This window comes from Phycisphaeraceae bacterium, assembly GCA_015709595.1.
GTDB lineage: Bacteria > Planctomycetota > Phycisphaerae > Phycisphaerales > SM1A02 > CAADGA01.
In genome coordinates, this window is record CP054178.1 from 3,691,768 (window position 1) to 3,708,312 (window position 16,545).

12 protein-coding genes and 1 pseudogene are annotated in these 16,545 nt (G+C 65.7%); 5 read left to right on the forward strand and 8 right to left on the reverse strand.

What is annotated here, in order from left to right:
• From HRU76_15590 to tadA (HRU76_15615), 6 genes and pseudogenes are all read right to left on the reverse strand, one after another.
• A complete protein-coding gene (locus HRU76_15590; protein ID QOJ18925.1) occupies positions 1-801 on the reverse strand; it encodes a prepilin-type N-terminal cleavage/methylation domain-containing protein in 801 nt (266 codons plus the stop codon).
• A gap of 752 nt (positions 802-1,553) precedes the next feature.
• Positions 1,554-1,679 (reverse strand): annotated as a pseudogene (locus HRU76_15595) (prepilin-type N-terminal cleavage/methylation domain-containing protein).
• A gap of 78 nt (positions 1,680-1,757) precedes the next feature.
• Positions 1,758-3,050: a type II secretion system F family protein gene (locus HRU76_15600; GenBank protein QOJ19212.1), complete on the reverse strand. Its 1,293-nt coding sequence runs from the start codon at positions 3,048-3,050 to the stop codon at positions 1,758-1,760.
• A 47-nt stretch (positions 3,051-3,097) separates the two neighbouring features.
• A complete protein-coding gene (tadA, locus tag HRU76_15605; protein QOJ19213.1) occupies positions 3,098-4,810 on the reverse strand; it encodes a Flp pilus assembly complex ATPase component TadA in 1,713 nt (570 codons plus the stop codon).
• A gap of 219 nt (positions 4,811-5,029) precedes the next feature.
• A complete protein-coding gene (locus tag HRU76_15610; GenBank protein QOJ18926.1) occupies positions 5,030-6,139 on the reverse strand; it encodes a type IV pilus twitching motility protein PilT in 1,110 nt (369 codons plus the stop codon).
• Between the two features lie 65 nt (positions 6,140-6,204).
• On the reverse strand, positions 6,205-7,950 hold the full coding sequence (gene tadA / locus HRU76_15615; GenBank protein ID QOJ18927.1) for a Flp pilus assembly complex ATPase component TadA: 1,746 nt from the start codon (positions 7,948-7,950) through the stop codon (positions 6,205-6,207).
• Between the two features lie 167 nt (positions 7,951-8,117).
• Here tadA (HRU76_15615) and HRU76_15620 point away from each other — a divergent pair, with 167 nt between their 5' ends.
• The 5 genes from HRU76_15620 to HRU76_15640 all read left to right on the forward strand — a co-directional run bounded on the left by HRU76_15620 (position 8,118) and on the right by HRU76_15640 (position 12,948).
• Positions 8,118-8,786, forward strand: a complete 669-nt coding sequence (locus HRU76_15620) for a phosphopantothenoylcysteine decarboxylase (protein ID QOJ18928.1) — start codon at positions 8,118-8,120, stop codon at positions 8,784-8,786.
• A gap of 61 nt (positions 8,787-8,847) precedes the next feature.
• A complete protein-coding gene (locus HRU76_15625; protein QOJ18929.1) occupies positions 8,848-10,326 on the forward strand; it encodes a sodium:proton antiporter in 1,479 nt (492 codons plus the stop codon).
• A 35-nt stretch (positions 10,327-10,361) separates the two neighbouring features.
• Positions 10,362-11,189: a universal stress protein gene (locus tag HRU76_15630; protein ID QOJ18930.1), complete on the forward strand. Its 828-nt coding sequence runs from the start codon at positions 10,362-10,364 to the stop codon at positions 11,187-11,189.
• Positions 11,190-11,284: 95 nt separating this feature from the next.
• Entirely contained in the window at positions 11,285-12,157 is an 873-nt protein-coding gene (locus tag HRU76_15635; GenBank protein ID QOJ18931.1) for an ABC transporter ATP-binding protein, read from the forward strand.
• Complete coding sequence (locus HRU76_15640; protein ID QOJ18932.1) at positions 12,154-12,948, forward strand: ABC transporter permease; 795 nt, start codon at positions 12,154-12,156, stop codon at positions 12,946-12,948. Before HRU76_15635 ends, HRU76_15640 begins: the two co-directional genes overlap by 4 nt.
• 53 nt (positions 12,949-13,001) lie before the next feature.
• Here the strand turns inward: HRU76_15640 and HRU76_15645 are convergent, their stop codons facing one another.
• Together HRU76_15645 and HRU76_15650 are read right to left on the reverse strand one after the other, a co-directional pair.
• Entirely contained in the window at positions 13,002-14,399 is a 1,398-nt protein-coding gene (locus tag HRU76_15645; protein QOJ18933.1) for a phosphomannomutase/phosphoglucomutase, read from the reverse strand.
• Between the two features lie 63 nt (positions 14,400-14,462).
• Positions 14,463-16,529, reverse strand: coding sequence for a DEAD/DEAH box helicase (locus HRU76_15650; GenBank protein ID QOJ18934.1), 2,067 nt, complete (start codon positions 16,527-16,529; stop codon positions 14,463-14,465).
• Between the last annotated feature and the right edge of the window lie 16 nt (positions 16,530-16,545).

Consider the following 16,545-nt stretch of genomic DNA (forward strand, 5'->3'; position numbering starts at 1 on the left):
TCAGCGGCCCTCCACCTCGTAGGAGTAGATGTTGTCGTCCGCCAGGGCCGAGAGCGCCGCGTTGCGGTTGCCCGGCAGCAGGTTGAGCTGCAGGTTGCCGAACTCGCCGTCGGGACCGGCGGACACGAAGAGCGGGCGCCGGTTGCGGCACACGCCGTAGATGTTCTCGTACACGGTGCGGACGGTGCCGTCCTCATCCGGCGGACCGGAGGAGGCGATGGTGTCGTTCCAGGGCGGCTTGGCGTCCCACAGGCGCCCCGGATGCACCACGCGAATGGGCCGATCCCACGCGTCCAGCACGGTGAGCCGTCCGTTGTACGCGCCGCTCTGCCACTGGGTCACCCACTGGTTGGAGGCGGGGTCCGGCTCGTTGGCGGAGACGTTGCGCAGCCACGGGGGCGCCGTGGCCTGGGCGTTGTTGTACTGGATCAGATGCCGCTCGTCGATCTGGGAGAGGATGGACTTGACGTCGCCGGAGCGCCCCACCACGTCGAGCATCTGCGTGATGAGATAGACGTGCGGCGCATCGGCCTGCATGTCGTAGCGCGACTGGGCGAAGGGCAGTCCGTCCATGCCCCACGTCAGCGATCGATCCGCGCGGTTCTGCCACTCGGTGAGCGCTCCGTCGAGCACCTGCATGAAGTTCCTGGTGCGCGTGATGTTGGTGTTCTCGGCGAGCGTGCCGCCCACCACCAGCACGATGCCCACGAGAACGGCGATCACGCCGATGACGACCATGAGCTCGACCAGCGAGAAGGCGCGGCGCGCCCGGGACGGAATGGACAGGAGGCCTCGTTTCATTGGCCGATCTCCACGAGGTTGTCCTTGTTGAAGCTCGACGTGCCCGCGGTGTTGGCGGGATCGTTCGGGTCGTCCACGCGCAGGGTTGCGTTGAAGGAGCGATCCGGACCGCTCGAGAAGAACGCATAGGACGCGGACTTCAGCGCCAGCGTGGTGGCCCGGCTGCCGGTGGCGTCGGGCGCGCCGGCGGCTTCCGCGCCGGGGGGCATCTGCCACGGACGGAGCAGGAACACGTCGCCCAGATCCAGGCCCGTGTTCACGCCCCTAGCGTAGAAGCGAATGGGACGACCCCAGTAGTCGAGGATGACCTTGGGATGGACAGCGAACAGCGCATCGTTGACGGTGTAGACCGTGCCGTTGTTGGGGTCCATGCTGCCGATGAGCTCATTGTCGCCCAGTTCGAGATACGGCCCGTACACCTGCCCCAGCCGGTTGGGGCGACGCTCGCCCAGCGTGCCGCCGCCCCCCGCCAGCGTGGAGTTCCACGCGGCGTCGGGACCGGGATTGCGGAAGCCCATGCCGTCGGCCCCATCTTCCGTGGCGCTGCCATAGCCCAGCAGGTACTCCGCGGGTGTGGTGAAGGAGAACCAGTTCTGCAGACCCGCGACATCGCCGTTGGCCGGCTCGCCGAGCACATTGCGATTGGCCCCCAGGACAGGCGGGAGCGTGCCGAAGTCGCCGCGGAATCGTTCGACGCCCTGAACCAGCGAGTTCATCAGGACGGTGGTGCGCGCGGCAGCGGCGTAGTTGGACGCCGCCGCCACCGCCACGATGAGCAGGGCGATCAGCAGCACGATGATGCCGACCACCACCAGCACCTCGATGAGGGTGAAGGCGCGCCGAGCGGCGAAGCGGGTTGGGCTGGCGATCGCGGCCATGATTCGGCTCCACGGGTCGCGGAAGGGGGCCGCCGCATCACCCGAGCTCGGTGACGCGGCGGCGCCCGATCCGTGGGATCAGGTCTTGCTCAGCGACTCGATCATCGACACGAGCGGAAGGAACAGCGCGATGACGATGGTGCCGATGATGCCGCCCAGGAACACGACGAGCAGCGGCTCGATGAGTCGCACCAGCGACTGCACCGCCACGTCCACTTCCTCGTCGTAGTTGTCGGCGATCTTCATGAGCATCACGTCGAGGTCGCCGGTCTCCTCGCCCACGTCGATCATGTTGACGACGATGGCGTCGCAGACCTTGGCCTCGCGCAGGGGTCCGGCGAAGGTCTCGCCCTCGCGGATCGAGTCGTGCACCTTGGTCAGCGCCTTCTCGAAGACGTAGTTGCCCGAGGTGTCGCGGGTGATCATGATGGCTTCGAGAATCGGCACACCGGCGGAAATCAGCGTGCCGAGCGTTCGGGTGAACCGCGCGATGGACGACTTGCGGATCAGCGGTCCGATGGCGGGGATGCGGATGCGGATGTGATCCGTCACCGCCCTTCCCGGATTGGTCCGCCGGATCAGTTTGAAGAACAGGAACAGGAGGATCGGGCCGCCCAGAATCCAGATGGCGCCGGGCACCGCCTGGTCGGCGTAGAGGGTTCCCGCGGCCCACAGCGACGAGCGGATGAGCCACTGGGTGAGGGCGGGCAGCTCGACGCCGAACTCCTCGAAGATCTGCTGGAACTTGGGGATGACGAAGACCATGATGCCGGTGAGGATGAGCACCGCGATGGTGATGACCACGACGGGGTAGATCATGGCGCCGATGATGCGTCGGCGCAGGCGCATGGCCTTTTCGAGGAACTCCGCCAGACGCTGGAGAATCACGTCCAGCACGCCGCCGATCTCGCCGGCGTTGACCATCTTGCAGTACAGGCGGTCGAAGGCCCGCGGATGCTTGGCCATGGCGTCGGACAGGGTGGTGCCGGCCTCCACGTCCTCGCACACGTCGCTGAGCACGGACTTGAGTTTGCCGGGCTTCTGCTGGCCTTCGAGAATCTGGAGCGAACGGAGCAGAGGCAGGCCGGCGTCCTGCAGGGTGGAGAGCTGGCGTGTGAACGTGGTGAGCTGCTTATTGCTCACGCCGCCGATGTTGACGGAGAAGGAGCCGCCCTTCTTCTTCTTCTTGATGCGGGCGGGGTCGCCTCCGGTCGCGGCCGCCGCGCCCTTGACCTTCTGTTCTCGCACGGAGGTGGGGAAGAACCCCTGGCCCTTGATGCGCTGAATCGCCTCCTCGCTGGAGGCGGCTTCCACCGTGCCCTTCTGCTGCTTGCCGGCGGAGTTGAGTGCTTCGTACACGTAGGTGGGCATGGGATTCTCCCGGGGCTGCGTCGCCCCATCCTCGGCGGGGGCCGGGGTCATTCGTCGATGATCGTCTCTCGCACCACTTCGTCGATGGTCGTCTGGCCTTCGTAGATGGCCATCAGCCCGCTTTCTCGCAACGGGCGCATGCCGCGACGCTTGGCCTCCACGCGCAGGGCCGCCGTAGAGGCGCGGTTGATGATCATCTCGCGCATCTCGTCGTCCAGCGTCATGATCTCGAACAGCGCGCGTCGGCCGCGATACCCGCTGTTGTTGCAGTTGGGGCAGCCGCGCCCGCGGAAGAACACCCGCCCTTCCACGTCGCCGCGGCGCAGCGCCAGTTCCATCAGTTCCGCCTCGGAGGGTGTGTACTCCTCCTTGCAGTGCAGACAGATGCGCCGCACCAGACGCTGGGCCACGATGGCCTCGAGCGTGGCGGTGATGAGGAACGGCTCCAGGCCGAGATCCACCAGACGCAGAATCGAAGACGGAGCGTCGTTGGTGTGCAGCGTGCTGAACACCAGGTGTCCGGTCAGCGAGGCCTGCACGGCGATCTGGGCGGTTTCAAGGTCGCGGATTTCGCCGACCAGGATGATGTCCGGATCCTGACGGAGGAAGGACCGAAGCAGTCGGGCGAACGTGAGCTCCTGCTCGGTGTTCACCTGGCACTGGATCAGCCCGTCGATGTCGTACTCGACAGGATCCTCGGCGGTGAGAATCTTGTACTGCGGGTCGTTCAGCTCCGAGAGGGCGGCGTAGAGCGTGGTGGTCTTGCCGCACCCCGTGGGACCGGTGACGATGATGATGCCGTTGGGCCTCTGGATCAGGTTGCGGAAGTGCCCCAGTTCGTCATCGCGCAGGCCGATCTTGTCGAGCGACAGCGACACGTTCGACCGGTCCAGCACGCGCATGACCGCCGACTCGCCGAACATCGTGGGCAGAATGCTCACGCGCAGGTCGATGGGGACGTTGTTGACCTGGAGTTCGATGCGGCCGTCCTGCGGCAGGCGACGTTCGGCGATATCCAGGTTCGCCATGACCTTGATGCGCGAGATGATGGGCAGCGCCAGGTGCTTGGGGGGCGGAATCATCTCGTAGAGGACGCCGTCGATGCGGTAGCGCATCTTGAAGTCCTCTTCAAACGGTTCGAAGTGAATGTCCGATGCCTTGTCCTTGATGGCCTGCAGCAGCACCAGGTTGAGCAGGCGGATGACCTTGTTGTCCGAGGCGGCCTTGGAGAGCTCCTCGAGGTCAATCGACTCGCCGCGCCCCTCCAGCGCCACCAGGGCCTCGGAGGTGCCCGCCTCATCCAGAAGCGTCGCCATGCTCTCGCCCTCATCGGCGTAGCACTTGGCGATCACCTTGTCCACTTCGGCCGGGGGTGCGACCACCGCCTCGACCTTGAAGCCCATGAGCAGGCGCAGGTCATCCACCGCGCGGAAGTTATCCGGGCTTTTCAGAGCGACGGTGATCTTGCGCGACCGCTCATCGAAGGAAAGCGGGATAATCTGATAGGTCCGCGCCGTTTCCGCCGGAAGCGCCTTGACGGCTTCCTTGGAAATGTCGTCCGGCGAGACATGCACGAAGCGCATGCCCGCCTGACCGGCCAGGGCCTCCAGCACGTCCTCCTGGGTGATGTACCCGAGACTGACCAGCAGCTGGCCGATCAGTTCCCGGCGGGTCTTCTGAAGGTTCAGCGCCTCCTGGACTTGGTCACGGGTGACCTTGCCAAGCTTGGTCAGCACGCGCCCGAGCCGTCGGCCTTTCAGTTCGGCTGGATCCATCCTGTCTTTCCTTTTCGCCTCGTTGACCGGGGCGGATGGGATGACGCCGTTGGGGCTGCTGAGCGAGTGACCGTGACACTCTTCGGACCATTATGAGCCATTTCTCCAACGGCACAAGCGGCAGAGTCCAACAAAAACGTATGGACATCTGGTTTCTGAGTCCAAAAACAGGCCGGTATGATGCCTACCGGCTTGGGGAGTTTCTCATTCAGTCTTCTCGTCCAGTTCAACGCGACCGACGTATCCACCGGCGCGATGCACCTTCTCGGTCAGTTCGCCGGGATCCTTGCTCTTGTCGATCATCTCGTCGGCGGCGATGATGCCCCGTTCATAGAGCGACCAGAGGTGGTCATCCAGCAGCTGCATGCCGAATTTGCGCCCGGTCTGAATGGCTGAGTCGATACGGAAGGTCTTGTTCTCGCGGATCAGGTTGGAGATGGCGGGCGTGACCACGAGGAACTCGTAGCTGGCCACCATGCCAGGACGGTCGACGCGCGAGAGGAGCACTTGGCTGAGCACGCAGATCAGCGTAACCGAGAGCTGCACGCGCACCTGCGCCTGCTGGTTGACCGGGAAGGCGTCGATGATGCGGCTGATGGTGCCCGCGGCTCCGGTGGTGTGCAGGGTTGCGAACACCAGGTGACCCGTTTCAGCGGCGCGAATGGCGGCTTCCATGGTCTCCAGATCGCGCATTTCGCCGACCAGGATCACGTCCGGGTCCATGCGGAGCACGCGGCGAAGGGCCTCGGAGAATGACGGCACGTCGACGCCCACCTCGCGCTGGTTCACCACCGACTTCTTGTGGTAGTGGTAGTACTCGATGGGGTCTTCGACCGTGACGATGTGCCGGTCGAGGTTGGTGTTGATGTGGTCCACCATGGTGGCCAGCGATGTGGTCTTGCCCGACCCGGTGGGGCCGGTGACCACGAACAGGCCACGGGGGCGGCGGATGAGGTCGCGGCAGATGGGCGGCAGGCCGATCTGCTCGAAGGTGAGCAGTCTGTTGGGGATCAGTCGCAGCGCGATGGAAACGTTGCCGCGCTGTCGGAACACGGCGACGCGGAACCGGGCTTCGTCACCGTAGGCGAAGCCGAAGTCGCAGCCGCCCTCCTCCTGCAGTTCCTGCTGGGAGCGCTCGGGGGTGATCGCCTTCATCAGGGCGACGGTGTCATCCGGCTCCAGCACCTTGGTGTCGAGCGAGCGGAGATGGCCGTGGAGCCGAAGCGTCGGCTTGCGACCCACGGAGATGTGAAGGTCGGAGGCGCCCTGTCTGATGACTGTGTCCAACAGTCGGTCGATCTGAATCGTGGACATTCAATGCCTTTCTTGCGTTGCGTTGGTCGAGTTTCTGATGAATCGCCCTGCGTCGCCCACGGAAATCAGGCGATCGGCTCGACGGTCTCCAGCGTGTCGGCCTGGGCGAAGGTCGCCACTTCCTGCATGGTTGTCGCCCCCTTGAGGGCCTTGATCTTGCCATCCTGCACCAGCGTTCGCATGCCGGCCCGGATCGCCGCAGCCCGGATGCGCCCGATCGGCGCCCGTTCGAACGCGAGTTCGCGGATTTCCTGGTTCATTCGCATCAGTTCGAAGATGCCCTTCCGTCCGCGGAAGCCGGTCTTCACGCAGTTGGCGCATCCCACGGGCTTCATGATCTGCCCCTTGGCGGCCTCTTCAGGCGAGATGCCGATGAGCCGCATGTACTTGGGATCGGGGTTGGATTCGAGCGTCTTGCACTGGGGGCAGAGAATGCGGACCAGGCGCTGGGCCATGATCGCCTGCACCGAACTGGCCGCCAGGTAGGGCTTCACGCCCATATCGATGAGTCGGGTGATCGCGGACGGCGCGTCGTTGGTGTGCAGGGTGGAGAAGACCAGGTGGCCGGTCAGGGCCGCCTGGATGGCCACCTCGGCCACGTCGTAGTCGCGGATTTCGCCGACCAGGATGATGTTGGGCGCCTGGCGCAGCATGGCGCGAAGGATGATCGGGAACGTGAGCCCGATGTTCTCGCGCACCTGGCACTGGTTGATGCCGTTGAAGTGATACTCGATGGGATCCTCGGCCGTGATGATCTTCCGGTCGGGCCGGTTGAGGATGTCCAGCGCCGAATAGAGCGTCGTGGTCTTGCCGGAGCCGGTGGGTCCGGTCACGAGGAAGATTCCGTTGGGCCGCCGGATGATGCGGTTGAACTCATCCAGCGTGTCCTGCTCGAAGCCCAGGTTGATGAGGCCGATGCGGACGGAATCGCTGCGCAGAATACGCAGCACCACCGACTCGCCGTGATAGGCGGGGCAGCACGACACGCGGAAGTCCACCGCCTCGCCGTCCACCGGCATCTTGATGCGGCCGTCCTGGGGCACGCGCCGCTCGGCGATGTTGACGCCCGCCATCAGCTTCAGACGGGCCAGCAGGGCGGCCTGCATGCGCTTGGGCAGGTTGTCGCGCACGTGGCAGACGCCGTCGATCCGATAGCGCAGCAGGACGCGATCCTCCATCGGCTCGACGTGGATGTCAGACGCCCGGCTTCGCACCGCCTCGGTGATCATTCGGTTGACGAGGCGGATGATCGGGGCGTCGGCGCCGGCCTCGATGTCAATCGAGGCGTCCACCGATGTATCCACCGAGCGGTCCATTGTCACGTCCACCGAGTCGGTGACCAGCGACTCCTCGGAGAACATGCCCTTGCCGCCCTCCCCCGACCCGCCCCCGTCGATGTACTGCTTGATCTGCCGCTTGGACGCGATGGCCGTGTCAATCTCGGTATTGAGCCGGAATCGAAGCAGGTCGAGCAGTTCAAGGTCCATGGGATCATGGATCAGCAGCCGCAGGCGGCCGTTCTCCTTGCCCAGCGGCAGGACCAGGTGCTTCTTGATGAGATCCTCGGGAATGAGCGACCGATCAACCCGCCCGCTGGCCTCGGGGCGGTCGAGGTTCAGAAACTCCATGTCAAACTGGGCGGCCAGCCCCTTGGCGACATCCTCCTCGCTGCAATGTCCGGCCTCGATGAGGGCTTCGCCGAGGCGTTTTCCGGTCCGCTGGCTGATCTGAATGGCCTGCTGGACCTGCTCCGCCGTGACGACCTTCCACGAGGTCAGGATATCACCGAGTTTCTGACGCTTTCGTGCCATTCGATCTCCTGAACTCGAACGAGCCCGCTGCGGGACATCCGTCGAACCGACGGGTTCAGCCAAGCCCCCTAGTATGGTGCCTTCTCGACGAAAACGCAAGGTCTTCCCGTCGGGCGGCCCGTACTTCTCCAACGATCCGCCAGCCAAACCCCCTGAACAATAGTCCCATGACGCATCCGCCGAGACTGCTGGTCACGATGGGACCGACGCACGAACCCATCGACCGGGTCCGGTTCATTGGAAACCAGTCGTCGGGCCGCATGGGCCTGGCCATCGCCAAGGCGGCGGTGATGCGGAACTGGACAACCACCGCGCTCGTCGGTCCGGTGGATTCGACGGTCGTTCCGGTCCATTCGGATATCCGGGTGCGTCGGTTCCAGACAACCGCCGACCTGCAGACGCTGCTGCGACAGGAGTGGCCTGTCCATGACATGCTTGTCATGGCCGCCGCGGTGGCGGACTTCCGCCCCGTGCCGGGAACCACACCGGAGAAGATTCAGCGCGGTGCGGCGGGGCTGACGCTCCATTTGGAACCCACCCCGGACCTGGTCGCCGAAGCCGCCTCCAGCCGGCGACCTGACCAACTGGTCGTCGCCTTCGCTCTGGAGCCGTCGGCGCAACTGGAAGCCGCCGCCCGCCGAAAGATGACCCGCAAGGGGGTGGATGCAATCGTCGCCAACCCGCTGGAGACGATGGGTCACCCGGACGTGTGCGGCCGGGTTCTGACTTCAGACGGGCGGGAGCTCATCCCGGCCGATGGTCAGCCCCTGCGCAAGGAGGCCTTCGCATCCTGGCTGATCGACGTCATCTCGACCCTGCGAGCGGCTCGACTGTAGCCCCCGCGGCACTACCCTTGCCGACCGGTCCAGGCGACCTCCGCTTGACTCACGCTCGATCATGAACGATCTGGCATCCCCGCACATCCACGGATCGAACCCCGCCAGAAGACCCGGCGTTGCCTTCTGGATCGCCGTGACCGTCGGTGCGTCGGGCATCGGCTGGCTCATCTGGCACTCACTGGCCGACGTCCATCATGCCCCTCACCGGAGCGAACCGCCCCCGTGGTGGCCGATCGGAGTGCTTCCGTTCGTCGTGATTCTTTCGGCCATCGCCTTTCTCCCCCTGATCCCGGCGACGCGGCACTGGTGGGAGAGCAACCTGCACCGCTTCTACGTGGCCCTGGGATGCGCGGCGGCCACGGTCGCCTTCGCCCTGTTCTCCCTGGGTTGGCACGAGGTCATCACGCTGCTGGAGCACGCGGTGGTGTCGGAGTACCTGCCGTTCATCGTCCTGCTCTTCTCCCTGTACGTGGTATCAGGCGGAATCCGCCTTTCGGGCGATCTTCCCGCCCGGCCCTGGGTCAACACGACCTTTCTGGCCGCCGGAGGGGTGCTGGCCAGCATCATCGGCACGACGGGCGCCAGCATGCTGCTCATCCGCCCGCTGCTGGAGACGAACGCCGAACGGCGTCACAAGGTGCACACCGTGGTGTTCTTCATCTTCCTGGTCAGCAACATCGGTGGGACGCTGCTGCCGATCGGAGACCCGCCGCTGTTTCTGGGTTACCTCAAGGGCGTGGAGTTCTTCTGGACGCTCAACCTGGCCGGCCCCTGGTTTCTCACCGTGCTGCTGCTGCTGGTCGGCTACTTCCTGCTGGATCGCTGGCTCCACGCCCGCGAGGACGTTGCCGGTCTGCAGCGTGACGCGCTCCAGCACCGTCCGCTGCGGCTGGAAGGCGCGGTCAACCTGGTCTGGATCGGCGGCATCGTGCTCGCGGTGGCGGGACTGGTGCCGGGGCGGCAGCTGCCCGTCGTGGAGTGGACGGTCTTCCCATTCCTGCGAGAACTGGTGATGCTCGCCATCGTGGGGCTGTCGCTGTGGACCACGCCGCGACAGGTTCGACTTGACAACCGCTTCAACTACGCGGCCATTCTCGAGGTCGCCGCCCTGTTCATCGGCATCTTCATCGCCATGCAGATTCCGGTCATGGTGCTGCAGGTGGAAGGCCCGCGTTTCGGCCTGAGTGAACCCTGGCAGTTCTTCTGGTTGACGGGCGCCCTGTCCAGTTTCCTGGACAACGCACCGACCTACGTCGTCTTCTTTGAAACCGCCAACGCCATGCCCCAGCCGCCGGGTTCGGACGTGGTGGCGCTCACCGGCGGACGGTTCATCCGTGAGGATCTCCTGGCGGGGATCTCGCTCGGCGCGGTGTTCATGGGCGCGATGACCTACATTGGCAACGGACCGAACTTCATGGTCAAGTCCATCGCGGAGCAGTCGGGCGTGCGGATGCCCAGCTTCTTCGGATACATGGCGTACAGCGGCGTCATTCTGCTTCCCACCTTCGTGCTGGTGACGCTGGTGTTTCTGCGCTAAGGTCACCGGAGACGGCACACGTTCGGAGCCGGACGATGCTCAAGCGAATCCTCGTCGGACTGGGCGGAACGCCGTACACCCTGGCGGCGATGCAGCACGCGCTCGACTTGGCCAGGCGGCATCAGGCCGAAACCACCGGCGTAACCGTGCTCGAGGCCTCGCAGGTGGCGGACGTGGGGCCCGTGCCGCTGGGGGCCGGTGCGGCGGCGGCGGAACTGCGCGAACACCGCGTGCGCGAAATTCTCGCGGCGCAGGATGAACAGATCGCCCGGTTTCATCGACTGTTCGACAGCGCCAACTGCGTGGCCAGGGTCATCCGTGAGACCGGCGACCCCTTCGAGGAACTGACGTCCCTCTGGCGATATCACGACCTCACCATCCTCGGGCTGCAGGGATTGTTCGAGTACGGGGTGGTGCGCGATCCGCAGGACTGCGTCGTCCGGCTCATCGCCAAGGGCGTGCGACCGATTCTCGCGGTGGCGCGCGAACACCGCGTGATCCGCCGCGTCGTGATCGCCTACAACGGGTCGATGGGATCGGCCAAGACGATGAAGCGCTTCATCCAGAGCCGTCTCTGGGATGACCCCGAGATTCATATCGTCTGCTTCGAACTGCCGGAGGGCGAGTCGCGCGCGCTGCTTCACGCCGCCCAGGATTACTGCCGCGCGCATGGATACGAGGCCGCCATTCATCACGTCCAGGAATCCCCCCGCAGCGGCCTGCCGCCGTTCGTCGAGCGACTCGGCGCCGATCTGGTCGTGATGGGCTCGACAAACCGTTCGCGACTCGCCAAACTCATGCTCGGCGACACCGCCGTCCACATGCTCCGACACGCCACCATCCCGCTGTTCCTGGGCCAGTGATCGACGAGTCTTCCCACCCAGCCGCCGACGCGCCGCCAGTCATCGAGGCGAGGAATGTCTCATTTTCCTACGCGGCGCGACGATCGGCAGCACCCGTGCTGAAGGAGGTCGCTTTCAGCATTCAGGCGGGCCAGATGGCGGCGCTGCTCGGCCCCAACGGATGCGGCAAGTCCACCTTGCTGCGGCTGATTGCCGGCGCGCTGACGCCTGACGCCGGGGAGATCCGAGTCGGGGGCCGAGCCGACGCGGCGGAACGCCGCCGCCTGCTCAGCATCGTCTTTCAACGCAATGGTCTGGACAAGCATCTGTCCGTCCGTGAGAACCTGCTGTTTCAGGCGGCGCTCTACGGGCTGACGGGGCGAGCCGCGCGTGAGCGCGTCGAGGCCGACCTGGCGGCCTCCGGACTGATGGAACGGGCGGATCAGCGCGTCAAGACGCTCTCGGGCGGTCTGGCCCGGCGTGCGGAGCTCTGCCGCGCGCTCCTGCACAGGCCGCACGTGCTGCTGCTGGATGAACCGACCGCGGGGCTCGATCCGGGAGCGCGCGACGCGTTTCTTGAATCGCTCGACCAGCGCCGACGCGACGACGGGCTGACCGTGCTGCTCACCACGCATCTGGTGGACGAGGCGGACCGCTCCGATCGCGTGCTGCTGATGCACAAAGGCGAACTGGTGGCCGACGGTCCGCCGGGCGTGCTGCGGGCCCGGTTGGGAGATCGGCTCATTACGCTGCACGGCCCGGCGTCGCCTCCCGCGATGGACGGGATCACCTGGGCGCGGCGCCGCGGCGCCTGGACGGCGGCCATCGCCGGCGGGCGGACGGGCATCGGTGCGATCGCGAACGAACTGGCGTCCCAGGGCCGCTCGTTCACCATCGCGCCGCCCACGCTGGGTGACTTGTTCGAGCAGTTGACGGGCGCATCGCTGTCGCCGCGAGCTGACGACGACGCCGTGGAACTCGCCGCATGAATCACGACGGCGCCATCGATCGACCCAGCGGCATGACGGCGTGCGCCACCCTGGCGCGGCGCGAGGTGCTGCGGTTTCTTCGTCAGCCGGCACGCCTCGTGGCGGCGATCGCAACCCCCGCGCTGCTTTGGGTGTTCCTCACGGCGGGACTGACCGGCGCCATGGGATTGAAACTCACCGGCGACGGCGCGGTGGACTTTGGCGCGTTCCTGCTGCCGGGCACGCTGACGCTGGTGGCGATGTTCGCCTCGATTTTCTCGGCGATTTCCGTGATCGAGGATCGGGATCAGGGATGGCTGCAGGCGGTGCTGGTGTCGCCCGCGCCGCGATGGAGCATCGCACTGGGCAAGACCGCGGGGGGCACGGTGCTGGCCTTCGCTCAGGCGGCCGTGCTGTTGCCGCTGTTCCTGGCACGGGGAGAACTACCCGGCGCGGAATCGGCCGGACTGACCATGCTGGCGCTGTTCCTCACCTGTCTCGGCGTCACGGGCATGGGAGTCGTGCTGGCGTGGCGGTGTGATTCGTCGCAGTCCTTCCACGCCGTGATGAATCTGGTCTTCATGCCCATGTGGCTGCTCTCCGGCGCGTTCTTTCCAATTGACGAGGCGGCCGGCTGGCTGAGCGCCGTGGCGTGGATCAACCCGCTGACGTGGTGCACCGAGGCGATTCGACGACCGCTGCTGGGACAGGAGGTTGGATGGATGCTCTGGCTCACCGCCGCCTACGCGGCGTCGATGCTGCTCGCGGCCACGGCGATGGTCGCCCGACCCGGAAAAAGGTCGGCGACCTGAGCGGCCCCCCCGGCGCCGTCGGCTGCCCGCCCCGTTGCGGCGACGAGGCCGCGTCAGTGATGCACCCGCTCGCCGAGGCAGCGTGAGACTTCCCGGAGCGCGATGTCCACGGTGTGCTGATCCGGTCCTTCGAGATTCAGGCGCAGGAGCGGCTCGGTGTTGCTCATGCGGACGTTGCACCACCAGGCGCCAAGGTCGATGGTGAGCCCGTCAAGCTCCTCGATCCTGGCGTCCGGGTAGAGCCCGCGCAGGCGCTTCAGCGCGCCTTCCTTGTCCTCGGTGCGGAAGTTGATCTCGCCCGACTGGGCGTAACGCCTCGCCGGGGCGATCTGCTTGCTCATGGTTCCGCCGCTCTCCGCCAGGGCGCTGACGATGCAGGCGAAGGCGATGGCGCCGGAGTCGGCGTTGAAGTTGTCGCGGAAGTAGAAGTGGCCCGAGAGCTCCCCTCCGAACACCGCGCCGTGATCGGCCATCTTCTGCTTCATGAACACGTGCCCCACGCGGCACTTGACGGGCACGCCGCCCGCCTCCTGCACCATCTCGGGCAGGGCCTTGCTGGAGCGCAGGTCGTAGACGATCGAGGCGCCGGGGTGGGTCTTGAGGAACCGCGTCGCCAGCCACGCCGTCAGGTGATCGCAGCCCACGGTGCGCCCCGTCTCATCCACCACCACGCAGCGGTCGGCGTCGCCGTCGAAGCAGATGCCCAGGTGCGCCTTGGAATCCACCACCGCCTTCTTGAGCTGCGCCAGGTTCGACTCCACCAGAGGGTTCGGCTCGTGGACGAACGTTCCCTTGCTGTTGTCGAAGTTGAGTTCGATGATCTTCAGCCCCGGGACTCCCTTGAAGACCTTCGGGATCATCGTGCCCGCCATGCCGTTGCTGGCGTCGATGACCACCTTGATGGTCTTGGCGCCGTCCAGCAGAAGCGGGGAGACGAACTGCAGCACGTGACGGGCGTAGTCGGCCCACAGGTCGCGTGACTCCTCGCGCCCGTTCTTCGGCACGATCTTGTCCGCGCTGGCCATGGCGGCGTAGCGGCGCACGTCGTCCAGCCCCGTCTCCATGCCCACCGGCTTGCCGTGAATCTTGCAGATCTTGAAGCCGTTGTAGTTGGCGGGATTGTGCGAGGCGGTCACCTGCACGCCGCCCGCGCAGGACAGGAAGTTGACCGCGAAGGTGACGAACGGGGTGTCGACCAGCCCCACGTCGATGATGTGGGCGCCGTAGTCGTTGATGCCCTTCTTGAGCGCCTTGGCCAGGGCGGGACCGCTGGCGCGCATGTCGCGCCCCACGACGACGTGGCGCATCATGGGGTCGTCGTACCCCGCGTCGGACGCCACCTGCGTCAGATACTGCCCGCACGCGTAGCCGATCTGCCACGAGAGTTTCTCATTGAGCGGCTTGGGATAGGTGGCGCGGACGTCGTAGGCCTTGAAAACCTTGCCCAGCATGATCGGGGGCTCTCCGAAGGGTGTACCGAAGGCCCCAACAATAGGCCCAGGGAAGGACCGATTTCACGGCTCATGCGCGAAATCGGGCTCCCCGCGCGATGATTCGCGACCCGCGCGAATGTCCGTAACTCGTTGATTGACAGTTACTTCCTCAATCACAATCCCGTCCGGCAACGCCGCGAGGAAAATGCGACCATACGGCTTGGTGCGAATGCGGGGATCGAGCACCACCACCTGGCCGGTGTCCGTTCCGGAGCGGATCAGCCGCCCGAACCCCTGCTTGAACCGAATCACGGCCCGGGGCACCTGATCCTCCAGAAAGGGGTTGCCCCCCCGTTCCTCGATCCGTTCCAGCCGGGCCTTGATGAGCGGTCGATCGGGCACATCGAAGGGCAGCCGCGTGATGATGACGTTGCGAAGCGCGCGGCCTCGAACATCCACCCCCTGCCAGAAACTGGCCGTACCGAGGAGCACCGACCGTTCATCCGACCGGAACTGCTCCAGCATCTGCGATCGCGGCCCATCGGCCCCATGCACAAGCACGGGAAAACCCTCGGCGGAGAGCACCGGCTTGAGGCGATCCGCCACCGCGCGGAGCAACGAATAACTTGTGAAGAGCACAAAAGCGCCGCCGCCCGTTTCGCGGACGTAGTGGAGGATGCGCGGGGTCAACTCCTCCATGAACGACGGATCGTTCGGCTCGGGCAGCGTTCGATCCACGATCAGCCGCACCTGCCTGGCGTAATCGAACGGGCTGCCCAAGTGGAGCGTTCGAGCGTCGGCGCATCCCAGTCGTGACTTGGCGTGGCTGAAGTCGCTGTTTCCCGCCGCCAGCGTGGCGGAAGTCAGAATCACCGACTTCCCGCCGCTGAACAGCTGACTCGCCAGAATCGGCCCGACCTCGATCGGGGCGCATCGCATGAGCAGGCGAGGCCGCGATCGACGAGAGGAAGCCCCCCCCTCCGACTGCTCCATCCAGTACACGCTGTCGGGCGCCTGCTGGTCGATGAGGATCACCGTTTCCGAGGCGATGTCCATCGCACGCTGAGCGTAGCTGTTCAGTTCGTACTCGTCCGGCTCGCGGGCGGCTCGCTTTCTGAGCAGCGTCAGCGCTTCGCCCAGCGCTTTCATGGCTGGGGAGAGCGCGTTCTCCACGATGCCGGGCTCGGAGATCCGTCCGCCGCCCTGCGGATGCTCCGCCATCCACGTCGCCAGATCCTCGAACAGTCGACCGCATGCCTCGTCGGCCTTGAGCACCAGGTGAATCGCCTCCTCGATCGCCTTGGTGGACTGGTCCTTCAGCCGCAGCGAGGAGAGAAACCCCTGACCGCCGGTTCGCCGATACAACAGTCGCAGCAGAAAGCGAACCCGGCTCTCGGACATCGAGAAGCCGAAGTGATCGGAGGCGGCGTCCTCGACGCCGTGCGCCTCATCCAGGATCACGTGGTCGTAGGGCGGCAGCAGCGAGGCCCCCTGCATCCGCAGGGCCAGGTCGGCGAAAAACAGAGCGTGGTTGCAGATGAGGAGGTCGCCGTTCTCCATGCGGCGCCGTGCGGCCTGATAGAAGCACTTGTCGTAGGTGGGGCACCGGCGTCCCATGCAGTTGTGGGAGTCCGACTGCACGAAGTCCCACACCTCGGGCCGCGAAAGCATGGGCAGCGTCGCCAGCGTGCCGTCGCGCGTGGTGTGCGCCCAGGAGACGATCTGCTCCAGCGCATGACGCGCCTGATCGTCGGGCAGCAGACGATCCTGCCGCTCATAGGCCAGTTGCAGTCGTCGCAGCGACAGGTAGTTTCCCCGGCCCTTCACGAGCACCGCCGTGAACTCGCCCGGCGCCACGGCCCGCAGAAGCGGGATGTCCTTCTCCATCAGCTGCTCCTGCAGCGAGATGGTGTTGGTGGCGACGATCACGCGCTCGTCGTGCTCGATGAGGCGCTTGATGGCCGGCAGCAGGTAGGCGAACGACTTGCCCACGCCCGTTCCCGCCTCGACCATGAGCCGTCCGCGCGAGTCCATCGCCTCCTCGATCGCCAGCGCCATCTCGATCTGCTGCCGCCGGGGCTCGTAGCCCTGCAGCCGACGTGCGACCGGGCCTTCCGGGCCGAGAAACTGGGCGATGTCGAAGGACATGAGTGGATTGTAGTGG

Excerpts from the sequence above, each read along its gene's own strand:
- HRU76_15590 (QOJ18925.1), bottom strand. The coding sequence starts at position 801 with ATGAAACGAGGCCTCCTGTCCATTCCGTCCCGGGCGCGCCGCGCCTTC.
- HRU76_15600 (QOJ19212.1), bottom strand. The coding sequence starts at position 3,050 with ATGCCCACCTACGTGTACGAAGCACTCAACTCCGCCGGCAAGCAGCAG.
- HRU76_15610 (QOJ18926.1), bottom strand. The coding sequence starts at position 6,139 with ATGTCCACGATTCAGATCGACCGACTGTTGGACACAGTCATCAGACAG.
- tadA (QOJ18927.1), bottom strand. The coding sequence starts at position 7,950 with ATGGCACGAAAGCGTCAGAAACTCGGTGATATCCTGACCTCGTGGAAG.
- HRU76_15620 (QOJ18928.1), top strand. The coding sequence starts at position 8,118 with ATGACGCATCCGCCGAGACTGCTGGTCACGATGGGACCGACGCACGAA.
- HRU76_15625 (QOJ18929.1), top strand. The coding sequence starts at position 8,848 with ATGAACGATCTGGCATCCCCGCACATCCACGGATCGAACCCCGCCAGA.
- HRU76_15630 (QOJ18930.1), top strand. The coding sequence starts at position 10,362 with ATGCTCAAGCGAATCCTCGTCGGACTGGGCGGAACGCCGTACACCCTG.
- HRU76_15640 (QOJ18932.1), top strand. The coding sequence starts at position 12,154 with ATGAATCACGACGGCGCCATCGATCGACCCAGCGGCATGACGGCGTGC.
- HRU76_15645 (QOJ18933.1), bottom strand. The coding sequence starts at position 14,399 with ATGCTGGGCAAGGTTTTCAAGGCCTACGACGTCCGCGCCACCTATCCC.
- HRU76_15650 (QOJ18934.1), bottom strand. The coding sequence starts at position 16,529 with ATGTCCTTCGACATCGCCCAGTTTCTCGGCCCGGAAGGCCCGGTCGCA.